We start from the raw sequence: 17,101 nt of genomic DNA on the forward strand, positions 1-17,101 counted from the left end.
TCGCCGCAGTCCGGAAGGCCAGGGACTAGTGGGGGACTAGTGGGACACGTCCCGGTCCTGGTCGCCGATATGGCCGGGGGCGTGGGCGTCCAGGACGCGCTGAACGAACGCACCGTATTCCTCCATGTAGTGGCGCAGGAAAGCGGCCGTGCCCTCGTCCCTGACTTCACCGTCGTCCCCGAACACATCGGCGTCGAACTTCACGTACGCCTCCGGGGCACTCAGCTGAGGTGCATCGAGAAAGCTCAACACCGTGCGCATCGAGGACTGCATCACGGCGGTACCGATATTGCCCGGGGAAGCACCGATGATGCCGGTAGGTTTCCGGGCGAACGAATTGGCCCCCCACGGTCGGGATCCCCAGTCAATAGCGTTCTTCAACGCTCCTGGGATCGACCGGTTGTACTCGGGAGAGACAAATAGGATGCCGTCGGAGGCCTCGATGGACTCCTTCAACGCCCTGCCTTCCGCCGGGAAATCGGCATCAAAATCGTAGTTGTAGAGCGGGAGGTCCCTAATAGGAATCTCGGTGAACTCAAGTTCCTCTGGGGCCAGTTTGATCAGGGCCTTGGATAATGTGCGATTGATGGAGCCGCTGGCCAGGCTTCCCACGAAGTATCCGATCTTGTACGTTTTTTCTGGCACTATCTCAATCCTTTCTAGCGTCGGCATGGCGCGCCGGCCATATTAAGGCGGGAACTCGGCAGTCCCTAGCACAGTTCAGCACAGTTCAATCCTTTCCGACAGGGAACCTCAGAACCCTTCGCCAGGCTGTGAGGCTGGCCACGACGGCCATTCGCCGGCATCGCTCAACGGAGTACCTTCGGTGGCCTCAGGGGGCGGAGGCTCCGTCGGGTTGCGCTGGGTGTCGCCGAAGCTGTATACGTCGAGTTCCATGGAGCGCCCCTAGGCCTGTGATCCGGCGGCCGCGGGCAGGATCAGGCCGGTGGCGTTGTTGCGGGCACCATCAAATCGGGCGGCGGCGTCGGCCCAGTTGACGATGTTCCAGAAGGCGTTGACGTAGTCGGCCTTGACGTTGACGTAGTCGAGGTAGAAGGCGTGTTCCCACATGTCCAGCATCAGCAGCGGGGTGGTGCCGAGTGCGGTGTTGCCCTGCTGGTCGTAGAGCTGTTCGATGACGAGGTTCCCGCCGATGGGCTCGTAGGCGAGGAAGGCCCAGCCGGAACCCTGCAGGCCGAGGGAGGCGGCGCTGAAGTGGTGGCGGAAGGCGTCGAAGGAGCCGAAGGCGTCGTCGATGGCGGCCGCGAGCTCGCCTTCGGGCTTGTCGCCGCCGTCCGGGGAGAGGTTCTTCCAGAAGACGGAGTGGTTGATGTGCCCGCCGGTGTGGAACGCGAGGTCCTTGGAGAGGCGGTTGATGTTGGCGAAGTCGCCCTGCTCGCGGGCCTCGGCCAGCTGGGCGAGGGCGTTGTTGGCGCCGGCGACGTAGGTGGCGTGGTGCTTGCTGTGGTGCAGCTCCATGATCCGCGCGGAAATGTGGGGCTCCAGCGCGGCATAGTCGTAGTCAAGGTCTGGCAGTACGTAGGTGTTCATGGTTCTTCCTCGCTGTTGAGAAGCCGGGAAACGATGAGCGGGGTGAATGTGTGTCTTACTTGCCGGCCAGGAGGCGTTCGACGCGGGGTTTGACCTCGGTGGCCAGCAGGATCAGGGATTCCAGGAAGTGCTCCTGGGGCAGGCCGCCGATGTCCATTTGCAGGAAGTGGCGCATGTGTCCCATGTGGCCGTGCAGGTCCACGATGCGCTGGGCGATTTCGTCGGGGTCTCCGACGTAGTACGCGCCGGGGAAGTCTGCCTGGGCCAGGAACTGGCGCTTGTCAGGGGCGGGCCAGCCGCGGAGTTTGCCCATTACGATGTTGAGGTTGTACCAGCCGGGGTAGAAGCGTTCCAGCGCTTCTTTCTTGGTCGGGGCGATCAGCCCGAGGGTTGCCACGGAGACCTTGATATTCCCTCCGGTGTGCCCGGCCTGCGCCGCGGAAGCGCGGTAGAGGTCTGCCAGCGGGGCGAACCTGGCGGGGGCTCCGCCGATGATGCCGTAGGAGATGGGCAGGCCCAGCTTTCCGGCGCGGACCGAGGACGGGGCGCTGCCGCCGGTGGCCACCCAGACGGGCAGGGAGCCGTTGACCGGCCGTGGCACGACGGCCAGCTCGTCGAGTGAAGGCCGGACGGTTCCGGACCAGGTCACGTTTTCGGTCTTGCTGTTGTTGATGGTCATCAGCAGGTCCAGTTTTTCGGCGTAGAGCCGGTCGTAGTCGTTCAGGTCGTAGCCGAAGAGCGGGAACGTCTCCACCGAGGATCCGCGGCCGGCGGTGATTTCCACCCGGCCGCCGCCGGAGACGGCGTCGGCGATAGCGAACTGCTGGAACACCCGTACCGGGTCGTCGGTGCTGATGATACTCGCGCCGCTGCCGAGCTTGATCTGCTTCGTTGCCGCCGCGGCGGCGGCGATCACAGAACCCGGCGATGACGCAGGCATGTCCAGGGTGTGTGCTCGCCCACGCCGAAGTAATCCAGCCCGTTCTGGTCGGCCAGGACGATCGCCTCGTGGAGGTTGCTAATGGCCTCGGCGGTGGGCCGGAGGCTTCCGTCGGAGTTGCGTTGGGTGTCACCGAAGCAGATGCCGTGGTCCCTGCACAGGCGCTGGACCCTGTTCTCACCCGCCACGATGCCCATCCCCGGGAGCTCATCGGCGATAAACCGGTATCCGAAGGCCGGGTCGTCGGCGTGGATGTCCCGGGCGGCGTTGACCAGGTGCGCATCGACCCAGTCCCGTTCCGTCACCGGGCTGGCCCTCCACCGGTAATAGCCTTGCTTGCTGAATCCCAACACCCTGCAGGTCACCGCCACGGGAACACCGTCGGCGGCAAGATCCGTGACCAGCGGGTAAATCATTTTGGGTTGATGTCCCTGGCCAGATAGGCAGCAGCCCGGCGCAGAATCTCGTTCTCCTGCTCCAACAGCCGGTTCCGCTTCTTCAGCTCCCGCATCTCGGCCGACTCCGCCGCCGCCGGGCCGGTCCCGGATTCCTTCCGTTCAGCGATGGCAATCCAGCGCTTCAACGTCGTGACCGACAGCCCGAAATCCTTAGCAATCTGCGCCAGAGGCGCCTCACCCTTACGGGCCACATCAATAACATCCTGGCGGAACTCCGCCCCATAAGCCGTGGGCATAGTCAACATCCTTCCACGAGCACAAGCTCGCTAGATCAAGGAGTCAACAAAACCGGGGGCAGTCCCGATAGCCGTGGTGGAGGCTTAGGAAGGATAACGCCGCCATGGAATCCTTCTTCTCGCTGCTGCAGAAGAAGATCCTGGATCGTCAACGGTGGCTCACACGGTGGGACTGGCCGACCTGTTCCTGCGCGAACCGTTCGGGATATCCGTACTCGATCAGGTGGGGTGACATAGGAGTGTCTGAGGCTGTGCAGGGTCAGGTTCTTGTTCAGACCGACTTCGTCCCGCAGCACCACAGAACCTGCTGTCGATGTGTCGGATGGAGATCCGGAAGTGGCCGCTCAGTGATCCAGAGAGCGTCGGAGCCGTTTGGGTGAACAATGGGCGCGCCTTTTCGACCCATTGCCGCAACCGTCCAACGCCTAATCGAACTCCGGTACCGCCAGTATTGTGTGGCGGCGCGGTGGGCCGCCTTTGAAGGCTTTGGCGAACCTGACATGCAAGGTTCCGTACGTTCCCCACCGGGGGCTGTAGGGGTTTGAGTGCAGATCGGTGAGGCCGAGCATCCGGGCCTCGGCGAGACCCGCAACCCGAAGGCGTAGACCGTCTTGGAAAACTGGGCGTTCCGCAGCGCGCCCAGGGCACCTTTCTTGCCCGCCCGGGTGATGCGATCGACGGCGGCATCCGCGTGGTTGAAGAATGCCTCAAGCTACAGATATTCGACATCGAAAATCAACCGCACCCAACGCCCCACCGGCGACCCTGGAGTGTGCCTCTATGGTTTTCGCCAAGCGGCTGATGGCAGGTTTTGTGGTTCGGGGTCTTGGTAGAGGGTCCCGTCTCTGAGCATGGCGAAGAGAACGTCCGAGCGGCGGCGGGCGAGGGCGATGAGGGCTTGGTTGTGCCGTTTGCCTTCGGCCCGTTTGCGGTCGTAGTAGGCAGCGATGGCGGGTGGGTGCAGGGCCGCGAAGCGGAGAGGAACAGGGCGCGCTTGAGTTTTTGCTCCCGCGCTGGCTCGAATGCTCGCCGCGGATGGACGTGCAGGAGCGCCGGGTGACGGGCGCTATCCCTGCGTATGAGGCCAGGTGCGCGGCGCTGGCGAAGTGTTTGCCGGTCACCCGGCGAGGATTCGACCTTGTGAAGAGGCATGGTCCGGGCGTCTTCGGCGATGATTGCCGCGTCCCGGGCGTCGGTCTTGGCCTGCCCCGGTGTAGGTCGGCGATCCTGCGCATGGCCAGGCCCGGCACCGGATTCTCTGCCCGGTGGGTACATGTACGAGCCGAAGTGGCACGGCTACCTTCACTGCATCCTGCGTTCCCGATTAAACTCTCTGAACGTCGATAACGGCCAACGCGTGTGAGGGGACCGGTCGCGGTTGCCCAGAGGTTGGGTCTGGTGGGCACTGTCTGTCGAGGCCGCAGAGGGGGAGCGCTCGGTTCTTATTTTCGTCACACTGACGCTGGCGGCGATTGTTCAATTGATCATGCAGCTAACTTCGGGCAGTGAGGACTGGCCTTACTACGCGCTGACGGTTGTAGCTGGAGTGACGATGGTTGTTATGGTCCGGCGCACGGCTGTTACAAAGCAGCGACGATGAGAATCTTGGGTCTGACACTCTTCGGCGTGGGCGCCGTCTGCTTCATGGGTGTCGTGCTCTATGCTCTTGTCGACAAAATGAGGACCGGCGTGCTGTTTCGCCAGAGAAGGATCGTCATACCACTGGCGTTCGGATCATGGCTTTTGGCAGCGATTGGAATGTGGACCTTGTTCCTCTCGCAACAACCGTAGCCAGCCCGAGACAGCTGTCGGCTCGGCGAGCATTGCGGCTGGTCAGGGCCCATTGGCCGGTGCTCCTGAGGTCGGCTGAAGACTGTGGCGGCCGGCATGGCTCTCACTTCGCGCGCAAAGCGGTTTCCGCTCGAGGAGCAGCTACGGCATAGAGGAAACGTGGCGCGACTGTGGCCCCTCCGGGAGATGACTACCGCCTCACAGCCAGGCGGGCTTGCAAAGTGCAGAGAAGCAACTGTGGTCAGGCGTGAATGGGTCAAATACCTGCTGGCCAAGAAGCAGGCCCCCAAGGGCTGGCAGTACTTCACCGTCCACGCGATCACCCACCACTCCGAAACCGCCAGCGGCTACGAGGGCAAGGTCGCCGCTGAAATGGCCGGGGTGAAGTTCGAAGAATCCAATCAGTGGGCATGGAACCCGCTCAGGGACCACGTCGCCAAGACCACCACACGGCCCGAGTTCGCACTGATTGCGCTGATCTGCGCCGGGTATGAAAAGACCATTCAAAAAGACTCGTGGCGCTCACCCAGCCAAACCCACCGGGACTACCTGAACCAGCTGGTCCTCTGGGGATACACGGCATCCGAGACTGAGCAAATCATCATCGACAGCGGCGAAAAGGCTAAGACAGCCGAATAGACCACGGCTCCTGTGCCGGGCGGCGGATCCCAAACCCCGCCCGGCACAGGCCCAATCACCGTAGGAAGACCCGGAACCTTCCAGAAGTCGGGCGGTCCGCCGCCCAGGGCGAACCACAGCAACCACTCACCAGCGGCGGACCGCCGTCCTGCGCCAGGAACCAGGAACATAGAACAGGAGCCGCGCTCCAGCAATGAGGCTGGGAAAGAACGCGGCCATCACGTCAGCTAAACCGACCCATAGATTTCTTGCAGAGAAACCCGAAAGGAGCCGGCACACGCCGGCTCCTTTCCGGGTTAACGGGGGAGCCGGAGCCCCGTGTTGATTCAGCCGGGAACGTTCCGGGGATCGTTGCCGTAGCTGTTCTTGGATCCGATCTGGCCGTCCTGGTTCTTAATGACGTGCTCCACCTTGTCGGCCTGGGCCGCGTCCCGGCCTGCAGCTTCCGCTTCGTGCTTGGTGCTGTAGCCGGCGCCGAACGCGCGGTCAGCGCCCTCGCGCTTGTTCTTCCACGAACCGTCTTCGTAGTACGTCTCGATGTCGCCCTGAGCCACTGCACACTCCCTCTGCCGTTCCGGATACTGACACCCGCTGCAAAGCGCGGGTAGCGAAAAGCCCCGCAACACGATGAAGTGGCGGGGCCTCCCTGGCAACCACTCCGCCTGATGGGGGACAGGCGGAGAAGCTGACACCAACCTAATAGAAAGCATGCTTACTGTTCAAGTTGCCGTGCCCTAGAGCGTGTCTCCTAAAGCTGTCAGCCAGATGCTGATGTCCCTGAGGACTGCTCCGCCGCGGTAGGTGAGGGCGAGTTTGTCGTAACGGGTTGCCAGTGCCCGCCACTGCTTGAAGATGTTGAAGTTTCGTTCGACGACGTTGCGGCCCTTGTAGTCCTCCCTCTCAAAGGCCGGAGGTCGGCCGCCGGTGGAGCCTCGTCGTTTTCGATGGCCGATCTGATCGGATGGTTGCGGGATGACTGCGACGATGCCTCAGTCGCGCAGGTGGGTCCTGATTGTTCTGGAGGAGTAGGCCTTGTCACCGCGGACTCGGTCCGGGCGGGTGCGGGGCCTGCCCGGACCTGCGCGATTGATTTTCAGCTGGTCCATTAGGTGGGTGAACATCGGCGCGTCCCCGCCCTGGCCCGGGGCAACGAGTAGCACCAGCGGCCTGCCTTTACCGTCGACCAAGGCGTGGATCTTGGTGCTTAATCCGCCGCGGGAGCGCCCAATTGCATGATCGTCCGGCTCAGCAAACAGATTCATGTAATTCGAGCAGGCCCCCTGTGATGCGGGGAAGGTTGGTGCCGTGCTGGTGGGCACGGTTCACCGTCGAGTCGACCGAGACCGACCAATCCACCTCACCGCGGGCATCCCCCATCGTCAGCAGCGCTGCCAGGATGGTGTCCCACGTTCCGTCACCGCTGTAGCGGCGGTGCCGCTTCCAGATTGTCTGCCAAGGACCAAACTCCGCAGGCACATCCCGCCAGGCGATCCCGCACCGATACCGGTAAATGATGCCCTCGACCACCCGGCGGTCGTCCCGGAATGGACGACCCCGGCGGCCAACAGAGGACGGCAGCAACTGCACAATGCGAGCCCACTGCCCGTCAGTCAAAACAGAAGTACGAGACACCAATTAAGCATCCCGGCTAAAGGGTCCCAGATTTAGGAGACACGCCCTAGGGCCGCCCGGCGAAATTACGGCCGAGTTTCCCATGGTCGAAACCCCAACGCCGCCGACGCACCTATTTCCGGGGCCGGTGTTCTTTCAGCAGGGACGACACCAATTCACTGGGGGAGTGGGCTCTTCAGGGCGTCTCACCAAGCGGTCCCGGGAGCGGCTTTTCAGGCACATGGGGGCTGCCGCCGTGGCGAACCAGCGGGGATGACCACAGTCGCCGGCGACGAAACTCACCAACCGTTCTGTCATTTTCCGAAGCTGATTGCACAGAAGCTCCCGTGCTTATTGGAGTTGTGCAGAGGACTCTAGAGCACTGGTCTGTCGATAGTCCCCTGCAATATGGTGCTTTTGTTCGCTACTCCTGTTCAAAGGAGGAAGGCGTTGAACAGGACCAGGGTCGGATTTTTGAGGATCGGCTACAGGGCACTGCTGAGCGCCGAAGAGCTCATGGGGCCCGGGCGGTCACCGAAACTTGCCCAGGCCACAATTGCGGCAACGATGATAACCACCAGCAGAAGAGCAGCGATAAGAGTTCCGCGAGGTTTCATAATCGCAGACTAACCGGCGTCGCAGCGTAGAGGGCGTAATTTATCGCTCCCGACGTCCCGTAAGCCGATCCCTTACGCGCCAGGAACGGTTGTGCAGACGACTTCTGACATTCCGTGCAGATGACTTCGGAAAATGACACCCGTGAATCTGCAGGAAATGACCTGCGCCTAATCGTGGGGCCAGAAGGGAAGCGAAAACCCCGGAAATATGCGGTAAAAGTCCTATTCATTCAGTTGAATGATTGCTAGAATTGAGGTAGCAAGTCAGCCAGACGAACGAAACTTATTTGATACGAAATCAGGTGCTGAAAATGACTGCTTCACCCACCGCTTACACGGTCTACACCAAGCCGGACTGCCCGAACTGTGAGAAGACGAAGGACTACTTCGACTCCAGGGGCATCACCTACACGGCCGTGGACATCACCGAAGTGCTGGCAGCGCTGGAGTACATCACCGCCGAACTCGGCTACTCCCAGGCGCCCGTTGTCGTGAACAACTCCGATGACCAGGACCACTGGTCCGGCCTGCGCCGCGACAAGCTCGTCCAGGCGGCCATGAGTCACAAGGCGGCGTGAGAACCGTGACGAACTTTCGCCCGGTCGTCGGGTTCAAACTCAGCCCACGGATCCCGTTGGAGGTGGACCTGTTCCGGCAGGTCAACCCCAGCGGCAGGATCTACCCCGACGTTGTGGACCCCTACGTTGTGGAACCGGCCATTGTGGAACCCCTTATTGAGGACCTGTACGACGGCTTCTACGCCGTCGCGGACAAGGGAGGGGATGACCGGTACCTTGAGGCGATCAGCCGCGCCCCGCTCGGGGAGGGCGGTGTCTGGGACGCACACACTGCGGACCAGTACCAACCCAACGACCTCACCCACGAAGAACCGGGTGGGACTGAACCTCAGAACGAACCCACAGCACACACCGAGAACATCACCAGCACACGAGGAAAAGGAACCATCATGGCCGGCGAAACCACGATTACTGTCATTGGAAACCTGACATCGGATCCAGAGCTGCGCTTCACTCCGGTTTCCCGTGAGTTCGGGAAAACTGAAGGTACTCCGGTCGCGAACTTCACCATTGCATCAACTCCCAGGACCTTTGACGCCCAGAGTAAGGAATGGAAGGACGGGGAGACCTTGTTTCTGCGGTCTACCGTTTGGCGGGAAGCGGCAGAAAACGTCGCCGCCTCACTGGTCAAGGGCAGTCGTGTCATTGCCAGTGGCCGCCTGAAGCCCCGCACGTACGAGACGAAAGCGGGGGAGAAGCGCACGGTGATCGAATTCGAGATCGACGAAATCGGGCTGTCTCTTCGCTACGCAGCTGCGGAGGCCAAGGGCTCCCAGCCAAGAATCCCCTCCCAGGACGAAGCCCAGGTGCAGGACGAGGCGCCAGTGCAGGGTACGGCGCCGCGCATGGGCTGGAGAGATCGGGTCAAGGCGTTGAATGACGCGGCTGCCGAAGCCGGCGACAGCGGGTATGCGGACGACGATCCGTGGTTTGGCAAGAACTCCGCTGGCACGGGGAAGGCCCGGCCGGCACGCACTGCAGAATCAACGTTCTGACATTGGGGCGCGGCCCCGAGGCTCGAAGGCGGAGAATGCCGATTCCCAGGAAAACCAAGACCGTCTCCCCATACTTCACAGAAGACGATGCGGACCAAATCCGTGCCGCCGTCCAGGCTGTTGGCCACCTCGAGGGCTACGCCTCCATCACCGCACTCGTGGAAGCGGCCACTCTGCGCGAGCTGCGCCGGTTGCAGCGAAAGTACAACGGGGGGCGGAGATGGCCGGGCATCCCGGCAGGCCAGATGCGACCAGGCCAGCGAACCCGCGAGGAAATTCAACGCCAAGAGCAGGACGACTAGTTTCTCTGCCCACCTCTTCGGATGTACCTGCGTGGGGAGTCTTCCCGCTTGTCTCGCCTGGTCACCAAGCTTTGGGGCCCTGCCAGGCGGGATGTTTGCTTATTCTCAGCGTGGAAAGGTTACCGATAGGTCAGGACACCCGGAGGCTGTGCTGCTGATTCCGGGCTTCGTTGTTCCGATTGAGGAACCCTTACCGGGCATGAGGAGACGTTACGACCATTTGGTGAACGTCGAAGGGTGTTCCTGCCAAATTTGGAGCTCGCTACCCGGCGATGGCGTCGAGAGGTCGTCCGTTCTCATCGAGTGGGACACCCCTCTCGTCAACCAGGAAATCCTCGACAACTTTTCCTGAAGCTGTATCGATGATGATGATGGAGTTAGCCGGCCAGGACGGGTCAGGGGCTGGAGCGTAGTTGACGTCCGAAATGCTGGTGCTGTTAGTCGCCCGGTTGAAGGCGTCTACGACTGCGCCCGTGCGGGTGTTTACGGCCACGATTTCCTGGGGTAAGTCAGCCGTGCCGCCGTGCGCCGGCGTGGAATTCCACCACCCCTCGTAGCCGCCAATTGGACGATCGTGCACAGGCGTTCGAGCCACTGGCGATGTCTCCGCATTCGAGGAGCTTGCCTGGATGCCCACAGCAGCTCCGCCTAAAAGAATGACGGCCACACCGGCCATGCCCAATCCTAATTTCACGCTTTCCCCCTCTTTAATGTGCGACAGCAACTTGCTGCCACGGTGAAGCAACTCGTAAAACCTTGCAGTTACTGATGAACAGGCCGCTCCAACGAGCAACGACGACGCGGAGATGCCTACTTGCGGGCCGTCCCGCAAGTCCGCTTTCCATTGCTCCTCACGAACTTCCCGGAGGCGTTCTGGCGCCAGTGCCACGCACACGGCAAGGACTGCTTCGGTCATTTTCATGCGCGGAACCACTCGCCCTGAAGAATCGCCGGCGACGGCCGACTTGGCGGAGGCGAAACCTTCGCTTGGTGCGCCGCGACGTACGTTCGGGCCAGGGGGCGAGCCTCAGCCAATAGCCGGTAGTACCGCCGACGGGGGCCCTTGCGTTCCTCTGAGGAATCCCATTCCCCCTGAACCCAGCCCGCCGATTCAAGGCGATCAAGGATGGGGTAGACCGTTCCAGGCTTCTTGCCGACATCTTTCACAATCTGAAGCCCCCAAACGCTCTCGGCTGCCAACAGGGCCTCCAGGACCAGTGCGGTGGCTGGCGTGACCCGGCCCAAATTTTCCATGTACTAAATCTATCTATATAGATTTAGTAGTCAAGCGCCAGTTCGTGGTTCCTGACAGCGCCCGCGGGCCGATCCCTGTTCGGACGCCTATTCAGTTGTGAACACGCCCGGCCTGGCTTCGCCCCACTCCGCAAGCCTGTAGAAATAGTGCATGACCACGGATGAGCCTGACTACTTCCTTTTCATCGGAGACGTTGACAGCGAATCGGCCACGACGAAATTGAGATCGAGCGGTGCCACGTATCTTAAGAAGCTGCTCAGTTCGAAGCCTGAAAATTGGGCCAGGATCGTCACCATGATTACTTCGCCGCACTGTCGTGGTGTGCTGGTCGTTCTGAGACGCAACGACTACGAGGCAATGTGCCGGCCGGAATATGAAGAAGAGTCTAAGGCCCTGCTGGATGCTCTCGCCGGGCGTTCTCACGTGGTTCTCGTCCATGAAGCAGTGTTCCTCACCGACAAGCAGCGCGCGGCCAACGACGTCCCGGCAGATGAGCGTGCGAGGGAGAATGTCGTCCCTGTCGGGCTTAGCGATGAGGATCGCGCCCTCTTCGAATCTGTGAGGGAGGAATGGGAGGACCCGTTCAGAGCGATTTCCGACGCCACCCGGGAGCGCGTGAACGCCATGCTAAGGGATCGTCAACTCAACGTCTTTCCGTACCGCACGAACGTGGAACGTTCGATCATCGCGAGTGGGTTCCTGGAGGACAATGAGCGGCACTTGCTCTTCCGCTTCTACGTCCCCAGCGGTCGACTCTACGCGCAAGAGGCGGAGGCACTCCTCGGCCTCTTCCGCGAGTGGCTCGGCCAGACGGGCCACAGCCGCGTTCGTCAGGAGGGCTACAGCACCGCCGCCGGCCAGGTGTTCGAATTCTTCAGCGGGGACGGCCAGCCTGAGGGTGGCTTGAGCCGCTACTTCGAGGATTTCTCGTCCTTCCTCGGGGACTGCGTGGCCATGCCAGCGGCGGCTGTCGCCCAGCTGATCGCGAACGGCGTAGCGGAGGACGCAGCAACAATCATTGTGTCGCGGTATGCGACCAGGGCACGCCGTCTCAGCCTCGACCTCAAGCAGCGAAGGGAGGAGCGGATGCTGAGCTTAAAGCACGAACTCGAGAACATCGTCCTTGAGGTCGACGGGCTGACGAGTAGGAATGTAGAGGCTGTTTTGGACGAGATGCTTCCGCCTCCGGCAGCTATCGGGGTTATCGAGGGGCCGAGGATGAACCCAAGTCCTTCGTTGACAGTCAATAATTTCAATCCGCAGTTCATCAAAGAGGTTACGGGTTCGGTAGTCCAGAACATCGCGGGAACCGTCAACCTCGGAGTTGAAGCGAAACAGTTGCTAGAACTCATTGCGACCTTTGGCGGCCACGAGCGCGCTCAGCTGGAAACGGCGGTTCACGAGCTGGAGGACGGCGGTGCGCGAGGGGCCGACCGTGTCGCGGCGCGCGGCCGTCTCAAACGCTTCCTGGCGGACCTCGGCAACCGCGGGCTCGGCGTAGGCCTCAACGTCCTACAAAAGTACGTAGAACACAAGATCGGGGTCTCGTAAACGAAAACCTGGCACCCTTTGGAAAGATGTCCGTAAGCCACCCTTACTGCGACAACCCCCTTTTGAAGTGCAGTAGGTCCTTAGGTGTAATTGCAGAATTTAAGGTGCTGCTGGGGTAGTGGTTAGCGGTGCGAGCTCGAGTGTGTCCAGGTAGCGTTCCGCACCTTTTACGCTGAGGCCGAAGAGGTCGCAGAGGCGGCGGATGTCCTTGGTGGTGCGGGCTTCATCCAAGATGCGGTCTTCGCGGAGCGCTTGGGGGGAGAAGCCGAGGGTGGTGTTAATCCAGACGTTGCTGACTTGGGCCGTTCGCACTGCGGACTGGATGTTGATGAACAGGTGGGGGTTGATACTTCCGGGCCATTTCACGTTCCGGTAGTCCAGCCAGGCCGTGAGTGACCGGCGTGCCGGGGGTGCCAGCAGAATGGTCTGGTGGGGAAGGTAGAGCCGGCCGTCGCGGACGTCGGTCAGCAGTAGGCTACGGACCTGCTCGCTGCGTAGTGCGTGGTAGCCGATCAGCGTGGCTAAAGCCTCGCGGGCAGGGTTGTTGGATGTAAGTGCGGCCCGCATGGCTGCATCATCGATGGGCAAGGGGAAACGTGTCTCTGGCTTTCCTGTCCTGAGGTGTGTTGTTGGGTTTCCGAAGACGAGCCGTCGGGCCTTGAGAATGCGGAACAGTGATTTGAGAGCAGTCCCTGTCAAAGCACGGTCGCTGCCTTGTGCCGGCAATGCCTGGTTGATGTCGTCCCGAGTTATTTCGCGCAGGGATGTGCGTCCATCGGCGGCCCAGGTTCGGAGGACGGGAAGCAGGGACCGGACTCGGACTCGGATGGTCACATGCACGCGGGGCCGTGAACGTGGGGAGGTGGTACTTCCCTTGAGCATGACTTGGAACCAGGTATTGACTTCATCTGCCATAGCGGTCGGAAGACCTGCTGTCTGTTGGGCGTACCAAGTCACGATTGCGGGTTCCCGGTCATCCTCCAGTAGTCCTGCCGCCTCCAGTACATCCAGGATGGGCTGCCTGCTGAAGGTAACCGGATCGAGCTCGGCAACCTGGCTTGCTTTGATTGGTGCGCCGGGTGTTTCCTGAACTCGGGCGAGCACGCGGAGACCTTGTCGGGTGACGTTGAGCCGGGTTTTGCTCCAGCCGTGTAGCTCCCCGTGATCGCGGACCGCTCCCTCGAGAAACGCCGCAAAGTCGGGATCCTGTGGCTCGAACCCCGTCCGCAGTCTGCGGAGCTCCCGGGGCACGTCAACGAGTGTCAACTGGCGGTGGGCCACCGGATATTGCTGGGGGAGCCGTGCTGTTGGTGGGCGGGAGCATGCGGGCTGCCGTTTCTGCCGGGAGAAGCCGACGAAGAACAGCTGTTGTCCGTAGCGGTTCATCTCGGGAACGCTTGGTCCGGTTCCGTGGGGGCGGGCACCTACAGCATTCCTGACGCACAGACGGCAAAACCCGTCGTGGTTTACAGCCTTATCGTCGCCGCAGGAGCGGCAAGGACCGGCGTTGTTGAAGCGGCGGCGCCAGCCGCGGCAGCCTTCGCATAGCCACCCGGTTGTACGTGTGACGCCCCACCCCAGGCAGTCAAGACAGCTATCGATCGTGTGGGGTGCAAACCTGTGGCATCGTCGGCAGAGGCCGCCCGAAAAATACAGCGTGGTCGAGCCGCATTTGCGACAGGGCGGCGGAGTGAACGGCCCGCCTTCCATGCACTGGTAGCAGCGGGAGTGACGGGCCGTTGCCACCGGCCTTTCGGTACACTTCGGGCAGATCTGCGGGGCACTCACGCCGGCGGCAAGGTGCGGTTACGGCCGAGTCTGGGCGTGACCGTGCTGCCGACAGCAACGATGTTCCTCTTTACCGGGCGTCGGGCGGCGGCGGCCGCCGGTTCACGAATGAGGAGGTCGTTCGGCTCGCAGTCCAGGACATGGCAGATGATATCGAGGTCATCCAAGCGGATTGATGTGGGGTTACCGGTCCAGAGTGCCGACATCTTTCCCGCGCTGATTTCCAGGCCGGCATCAGCCAGTCGACGGCGCAGTTCTGTTGATTTCCAGACGCCTCGTTCGGCGGCTTTCATGCGCAGATTCCAACGCATCAGTTCACCTCGTTCCTGTTCCCCATCGTTGAGCCACTCGGTCGTTTGCCACGGCCCATGCTGCTTCGACATGGTTGTCGTGGACGTGGATATAGCGTGTCGTTGTGGACAGCCATTCATGGCCGAGCAGGTCCTGGATGGCCTTCAGGTCCAGTCCCCGCTCGTACATGGCCGAGGCACAGAAATGGCGCATTCCGTGCGGCGTCAGTCGCCCTGACCATTCGGGCAACCAGGTATTCACCGCCTTGGCGAATCCGGAGCGGAGCGCGTCATCGCCGGCTCGCCGGTTACGTCCCAGTTCGGGATCTCGCCGCTCACTGGGCAGCAGGGGCGCGTCCGGGTCGCTCCAATCGTCGCCGAACTGGTGCCGCACATCGATCAGCCACCAATTCAACAGATCATCAACCCCGTTTATCGCCGGGACCATGCGCGTCTTCGGTCCGCGTCCCATGCTTCCTTTTCCGAAGCGTATGTGAAGCTTTCCTTGTTCTCCCAGGTCAGGCCGCCAGTCCCGGATGTCGAGCATGACTGTTTCGTTGATCCGGAGACCCACCCGCCGCCATAGCGACGCGGCGAGGTAGTCGCGCGCCGCGGGCAAGTACTTGCGCGACTCTGGCAGAGCCTCCCGCCATTCTCTAAAGAGGGTGTCTATCTCGTTCCCGTTTGGAGGCACACGGATCATGCCGCCGTAGTCCGCCTTCGCTGGCCGGTTGAACTCGTCAACGGGCTGGACGACAACGTGGCCGGTGAGGTTGTGAATTTCGCCCTGGTACCGGGCGGAGAGGAAATCAAAGAAGCGTGCGAGCGTGCCTGCTTTGGAGTGGACCGTGCTCTTGGCCAGGCCACGGACTTTCCGTTCCCGGTTCAGAAACCTGTCGACGTCTTCCGGCGCGGCGGTCCAAACGTGGTTCCCGAGGAAACGAAGAAACGCGAAGATCACCGAACGTTCTTGAGTGATGTAGTCGTCAGTGATTCCGGAGGCGGCTGCGGCAAGAGCGAATTGGTCTACGAGCTCTTGTTCGAAGTCGTCGAGTTCTTGAGGCGACAAAGACCGGTTGGCCAATGCCGGGCGCACGACGGCAAGCTTCACCAACGTGGCCTCACTTCAGCAGGGATGAACAGAACTCAAGAAAACCATATAACCTTCAGGAATCCTGATGAAATTTCATTCTCGTCATATTCGGTTGGAAGGCCCGGGATTGCAGTTCGTTAGCGCTGGTGCGGGTAGGAGGGTGCCGTGGGAACCCGCGGCAGTTGCGACAAGTGGGTCGGCCGTAGCGAACTTCACCGTCGCTTCAACGCCCAGGACCTTCGACCGTCAGTCCAACGAGTGGAAGGACGGGGAGACGCTTTTCCTTCGGGCGTCCGTGTGGTGGGAGGCTGCGGAGAACGTGGCCGAGTCCCTGACCAAGGGCATGCGCGTGATCGTCAGCGGCCGGTTGAAGTCCCGGTCCTACGAAACCAAGGAAGGCGAAAAGCGGACCGTGATCGAGCTCGAAGTCGACGAGATCGGCCCGTCCCTGCGTTATGCGAACGCCAAGGTCAACCGCACCCAGCGCAGCAACCAGGGCGGACAGGCCGGCGGCGGCTTCGGTGGCCAGGGGAACGGCAACCAGGCATCGCAGTCAGCCCCGCAGGATGACCCTTGGGCCATCCCCGCAACCAGCAACGCAGGCAGCGGCTGGGGCAACGGCCCGGACTCCGAACCCCCGTTCTAACCAGTACACCTGTCGGAGTCAGCAGATACGCTGACCCCGACAGGCTTCACTCTTACCCTTCAATGACAGGATCCCGAATGGCCGAGAACTTGCCCACCTTTGAAGAAATGCGGGCCCGCGCTTTCGCGCTCCTGGGGGACGCCGAGGACGAGCTCCGCTCAGACTGGCAACCCGGGACCGGGCCCACCGCGGAACAAGGCAGAGCTGCCACTGAAGCCAAGCAAGCCATCGCCCAAGCCAAAGCCGCCCTCGACCGCGCCGGCCGCTGACAGACTACGAGCAAAGGACACGACAATGACGCATGCAGATAACCTCCGCGCCTGGGCAAAGGGCATGTATACGATCGAGGCGGCCACCGAGCTGCTGATCCGGGCCTTTGGGGGGAAGTTTGCTGCCCCTGGTAACCCGTGGGTCCATACAAGTGCAGAGCCGCAAGGACCCGGTCAGGTGAGTGCCTGGATCGACTTCGCAGCCATCCCGGATGAGACGGGCGTGCTCTCCGGTGGCGAGCGTCGGTTCCTGCTATTGGCCGCGTCGTTGGCTGAGGATGTCCCTGTGGTTCTGGGTGATCTGGTGCCGGGTCTTGACCGGGAAAACCTTGATCTGGTTCTGGCTGCCATTGCACACGCCGGCGGCAGTCACCAGCACTCTGATGTCCGCTTCAGCGAGGACGGTTCCATGTCGTTGGGGAAGGGTTACCTGGACAGCCTGCACCCGTGGCCGCAGGTGCTGCGTGCAGTCAAGTAACCCCGAGGTGTGG

At 61.8% G+C, this 17,101-nt stretch carries 17 protein-coding genes and 4 pseudogenes; 8 read left to right on the forward strand and 13 right to left on the reverse strand.

The genetic code is table 11. From position 1 onward, the window contains the following. Positions 1-36: 36 nt before the first annotated feature. From ABRP28_RS20320 to ABRP28_RS20345, 6 genes and pseudogenes are all read right to left on the reverse strand, one after another. Positions 37-645, reverse strand: coding sequence for an NADPH-dependent FMN reductase (locus ABRP28_RS20320; protein ID WP_350005441.1), 609 nt, complete (start codon positions 643-645; stop codon positions 37-39). Positions 646-753: 108 nt separating this feature from the next. Further along, positions 754-897 carry a hypothetical protein gene (locus ABRP28_RS20325; RefSeq protein ID WP_350005443.1) on the reverse strand — a complete coding sequence of 48 codons (144 nt, stop codon included), beginning with the start codon at positions 895-897 and terminating at the stop codon, positions 754-756. Positions 898-906: 9 nt separating this feature from the next. After that, on the reverse strand, positions 907-1,551 hold the full coding sequence (locus ABRP28_RS20330; RefSeq protein WP_350005445.1) for a superoxide dismutase: 645 nt from the start codon (positions 1,549-1,551) through the stop codon (positions 907-909). A gap of 55 nt (positions 1,552-1,606) precedes the next feature. Further along, the gene (locus tag ABRP28_RS20335) at positions 1,607-2,491 is read right to left on the reverse strand and encodes an LLM class flavin-dependent oxidoreductase (protein WP_350005448.1); all 885 of its coding nucleotides are present in this window, start codon (positions 2,489-2,491) and stop codon (positions 1,607-1,609) included. Positions 2,492-2,631: 140 nt separating this feature from the next. Further along, positions 2,632-3,185, reverse strand: a pseudogene (locus ABRP28_RS20340) (transposase); the annotation flags it as partial. A gap of 778 nt (positions 3,186-3,963) precedes the next feature. After that, positions 3,964-4,306, reverse strand: a pseudogene (locus tag ABRP28_RS20345) (transposase); the annotation flags it as partial. An 895-nt stretch (positions 4,307-5,201) separates the two neighbouring features. On the opposite strand from ABRP28_RS20345, the pseudogene ABRP28_RS20350 reads away from it, so the two are divergent. After that, a pseudogene (locus ABRP28_RS20350) lies at positions 5,202-5,615 on the forward strand (chromosome partitioning protein ParB); the annotation flags it as partial. Between the two features lie 326 nt (positions 5,616-5,941). Here the strand turns inward: ABRP28_RS20350 and ABRP28_RS20355 are convergent. Both ABRP28_RS20355 and ABRP28_RS20360 read right to left on the reverse strand, forming a co-directional pair. Continuing rightward, positions 5,942-6,169: a DUF2188 domain-containing protein gene (locus ABRP28_RS20355; protein WP_350005450.1), complete on the reverse strand. Its 228-nt coding sequence runs from the start codon at positions 6,167-6,169 to the stop codon at positions 5,942-5,944. 180 nt (positions 6,170-6,349) lie between these two features. After that, positions 6,350-7,247: pseudogene (locus ABRP28_RS20360) on the reverse strand (IS5 family transposase). A gap of 907 nt (positions 7,248-8,154) precedes the next feature. Here ABRP28_RS20360 and ABRP28_RS20365 point away from each other — a divergent pair. Genes ABRP28_RS20365 through ABRP28_RS20375 form a run of 3 tightly spaced genes read left to right on the forward strand, consistent with a single transcriptional unit; the run spans position 8,155 to position 9,718 of the window. After that, positions 8,155-8,421, forward strand: a complete 267-nt coding sequence (locus ABRP28_RS20365; RefSeq protein WP_350005454.1) for a glutaredoxin family protein — start codon at positions 8,155-8,157, stop codon at positions 8,419-8,421. A gap of 5 nt (positions 8,422-8,426) precedes the next feature. After that, the gene (locus ABRP28_RS20370; RefSeq protein ID WP_350005456.1) at positions 8,427-9,416 is read left to right on the forward strand and encodes a single-stranded DNA-binding protein; all 990 of its coding nucleotides are present in this window, start codon (positions 8,427-8,429) and stop codon (positions 9,414-9,416) included. A gap of 35 nt (positions 9,417-9,451) precedes the next feature. After that, positions 9,452-9,718, forward strand: a complete 267-nt coding sequence (locus ABRP28_RS20375; protein WP_350005458.1) for a hypothetical protein — start codon at positions 9,452-9,454, stop codon at positions 9,716-9,718. Between the two features lie 262 nt (positions 9,719-9,980). On the opposite strand, the gene ABRP28_RS20380 is transcribed toward ABRP28_RS20375, so the two are convergent. Together ABRP28_RS20380 and ABRP28_RS20385 are read right to left on the reverse strand one after the other, a co-directional pair. Then, on the reverse strand, positions 9,981-10,640 hold the full coding sequence (locus ABRP28_RS20380) for a hypothetical protein (RefSeq protein WP_350005459.1): 660 nt from the start codon (positions 10,638-10,640) through the stop codon (positions 9,981-9,983). Then, complete coding sequence (locus tag ABRP28_RS20385; RefSeq protein ID WP_350005460.1) at positions 10,637-10,972, reverse strand: helix-turn-helix transcriptional regulator; 336 nt, start codon at positions 10,970-10,972, stop codon at positions 10,637-10,639. The genes ABRP28_RS20380 and ABRP28_RS20385 overlap by 4 nt, the downstream gene beginning before the upstream one ends. A gap of 151 nt (positions 10,973-11,123) precedes the next feature. On the opposite strand from ABRP28_RS20385, the gene ABRP28_RS20390 reads away from it, so the two are divergent. Continuing rightward, positions 11,124-12,524, forward strand: coding sequence for a hypothetical protein (locus ABRP28_RS20390; RefSeq protein ID WP_350005462.1), 1,401 nt, complete (start codon positions 11,124-11,126; stop codon positions 12,522-12,524). Positions 12,525-12,623: 99 nt separating this feature from the next. On the opposite strand, the gene ABRP28_RS20395 is transcribed toward ABRP28_RS20390, so the two are convergent. From ABRP28_RS20395 to ABRP28_RS20405, 3 genes are all read right to left on the reverse strand, one after another. After that, positions 12,624-13,091, reverse strand: coding sequence for a hypothetical protein (locus tag ABRP28_RS20395; RefSeq protein ID WP_350005464.1), 468 nt, complete (start codon positions 13,089-13,091; stop codon positions 12,624-12,626). 1,217 nt (positions 13,092-14,308) lie between these two features. Next, a complete protein-coding gene (locus tag ABRP28_RS20400; protein ID WP_374153017.1) occupies positions 14,309-14,623 on the reverse strand; it encodes a helix-turn-helix domain-containing protein in 315 nt (104 codons plus the stop codon). A 4-nt stretch (positions 14,624-14,627) separates the two neighbouring features. Next, on the reverse strand, positions 14,628-15,713 hold the full coding sequence (locus ABRP28_RS20405) for a tyrosine-type recombinase/integrase (protein ID WP_350005467.1): 1,086 nt from the start codon (positions 15,711-15,713) through the stop codon (positions 14,628-14,630). 142 nt (positions 15,714-15,855) lie between these two features. On the opposite strand from ABRP28_RS20405, the gene ABRP28_RS20410 reads away from it, so the two are divergent. From ABRP28_RS20410 to ABRP28_RS20420, 3 genes are all read left to right on the forward strand, one after another. Further along, positions 15,856-16,341, forward strand: coding sequence for a single-stranded DNA-binding protein (locus ABRP28_RS20410; RefSeq protein WP_350005469.1), 486 nt, complete (start codon positions 15,856-15,858; stop codon positions 16,339-16,341). Positions 16,342-16,418: 77 nt separating this feature from the next. Then, entirely contained in the window at positions 16,419-16,610 is a 192-nt protein-coding gene (locus tag ABRP28_RS20415; protein ID WP_350005471.1) for a hypothetical protein, read from the forward strand. Between the two features lie 64 nt (positions 16,611-16,674). Beyond that, entirely contained in the window at positions 16,675-17,088 is a 414-nt protein-coding gene (locus ABRP28_RS20420; RefSeq protein ID WP_350005473.1) for a hypothetical protein, read from the forward strand. The last annotated feature ends 13 nt before the right edge of the window (positions 17,089-17,101 follow it).

It is taken from the genome of Pseudarthrobacter sp. WHRI 8279 (assembly GCF_040224115.2).
In the GTDB taxonomy this organism is placed as follows: domain Bacteria; phylum Actinomycetota; class Actinomycetes; order Actinomycetales; family Micrococcaceae; genus Arthrobacter.

Excerpts from the sequence above, each read along its gene's own strand:
- ABRP28_RS20375 (WP_350005458.1), top strand. The coding sequence starts at position 9,452 with ATGCCGATTCCCAGGAAAACCAAGACCGTCTCCCCATACTTCACAGAA.
- ABRP28_RS20420 (WP_350005473.1), top strand. The coding sequence starts at position 16,675 with ATGTATACGATCGAGGCGGCCACCGAGCTGCTGATCCGGGCCTTTGGG.
- ABRP28_RS20385 (WP_350005460.1), bottom strand. The coding sequence starts at position 10,972 with ATGGAAAATTTGGGCCGGGTCACGCCAGCCACCGCACTGGTCCTGGAG.
- ABRP28_RS20400 (WP_374153017.1), bottom strand. The coding sequence starts at position 14,623 with ATGCGTTGGAATCTGCGCATGAAAGCCGCCGAACGAGGCGTCTGGAAA.
- ABRP28_RS20365 (WP_350005454.1), top strand. The coding sequence starts at position 8,155 with ATGACTGCTTCACCCACCGCTTACACGGTCTACACCAAGCCGGACTGC.
- ABRP28_RS20380 (WP_350005459.1), bottom strand. The coding sequence starts at position 10,640 with ATGAAAATGACCGAAGCAGTCCTTGCCGTGTGCGTGGCACTGGCGCCA.
- ABRP28_RS20395 (WP_350005464.1), bottom strand. The coding sequence starts at position 13,091 with ATGCGGGCCGCACTTACATCCAACAACCCTGCCCGCGAGGCTTTAGCC.
- ABRP28_RS20390 (WP_350005462.1), top strand. The coding sequence starts at position 11,124 with ATGACCACGGATGAGCCTGACTACTTCCTTTTCATCGGAGACGTTGAC.
- ABRP28_RS20335 (WP_350005448.1), bottom strand. The coding sequence starts at position 2,491 with ATGCCTGCGTCATCGCCGGGTTCTGTGATCGCCGCCGCCGCGGCGGCA.
- ABRP28_RS20415 (WP_350005471.1), top strand. The coding sequence starts at position 16,419 with ATGGCCGAGAACTTGCCCACCTTTGAAGAAATGCGGGCCCGCGCTTTC.
- ABRP28_RS20325 (WP_350005443.1), bottom strand. The coding sequence starts at position 897 with ATGGAACTCGACGTATACAGCTTCGGCGACACCCAGCGCAACCCGACG.
- ABRP28_RS20330 (WP_350005445.1), bottom strand. The coding sequence starts at position 1,551 with ATGAACACCTACGTACTGCCAGACCTTGACTACGACTATGCCGCGCTG.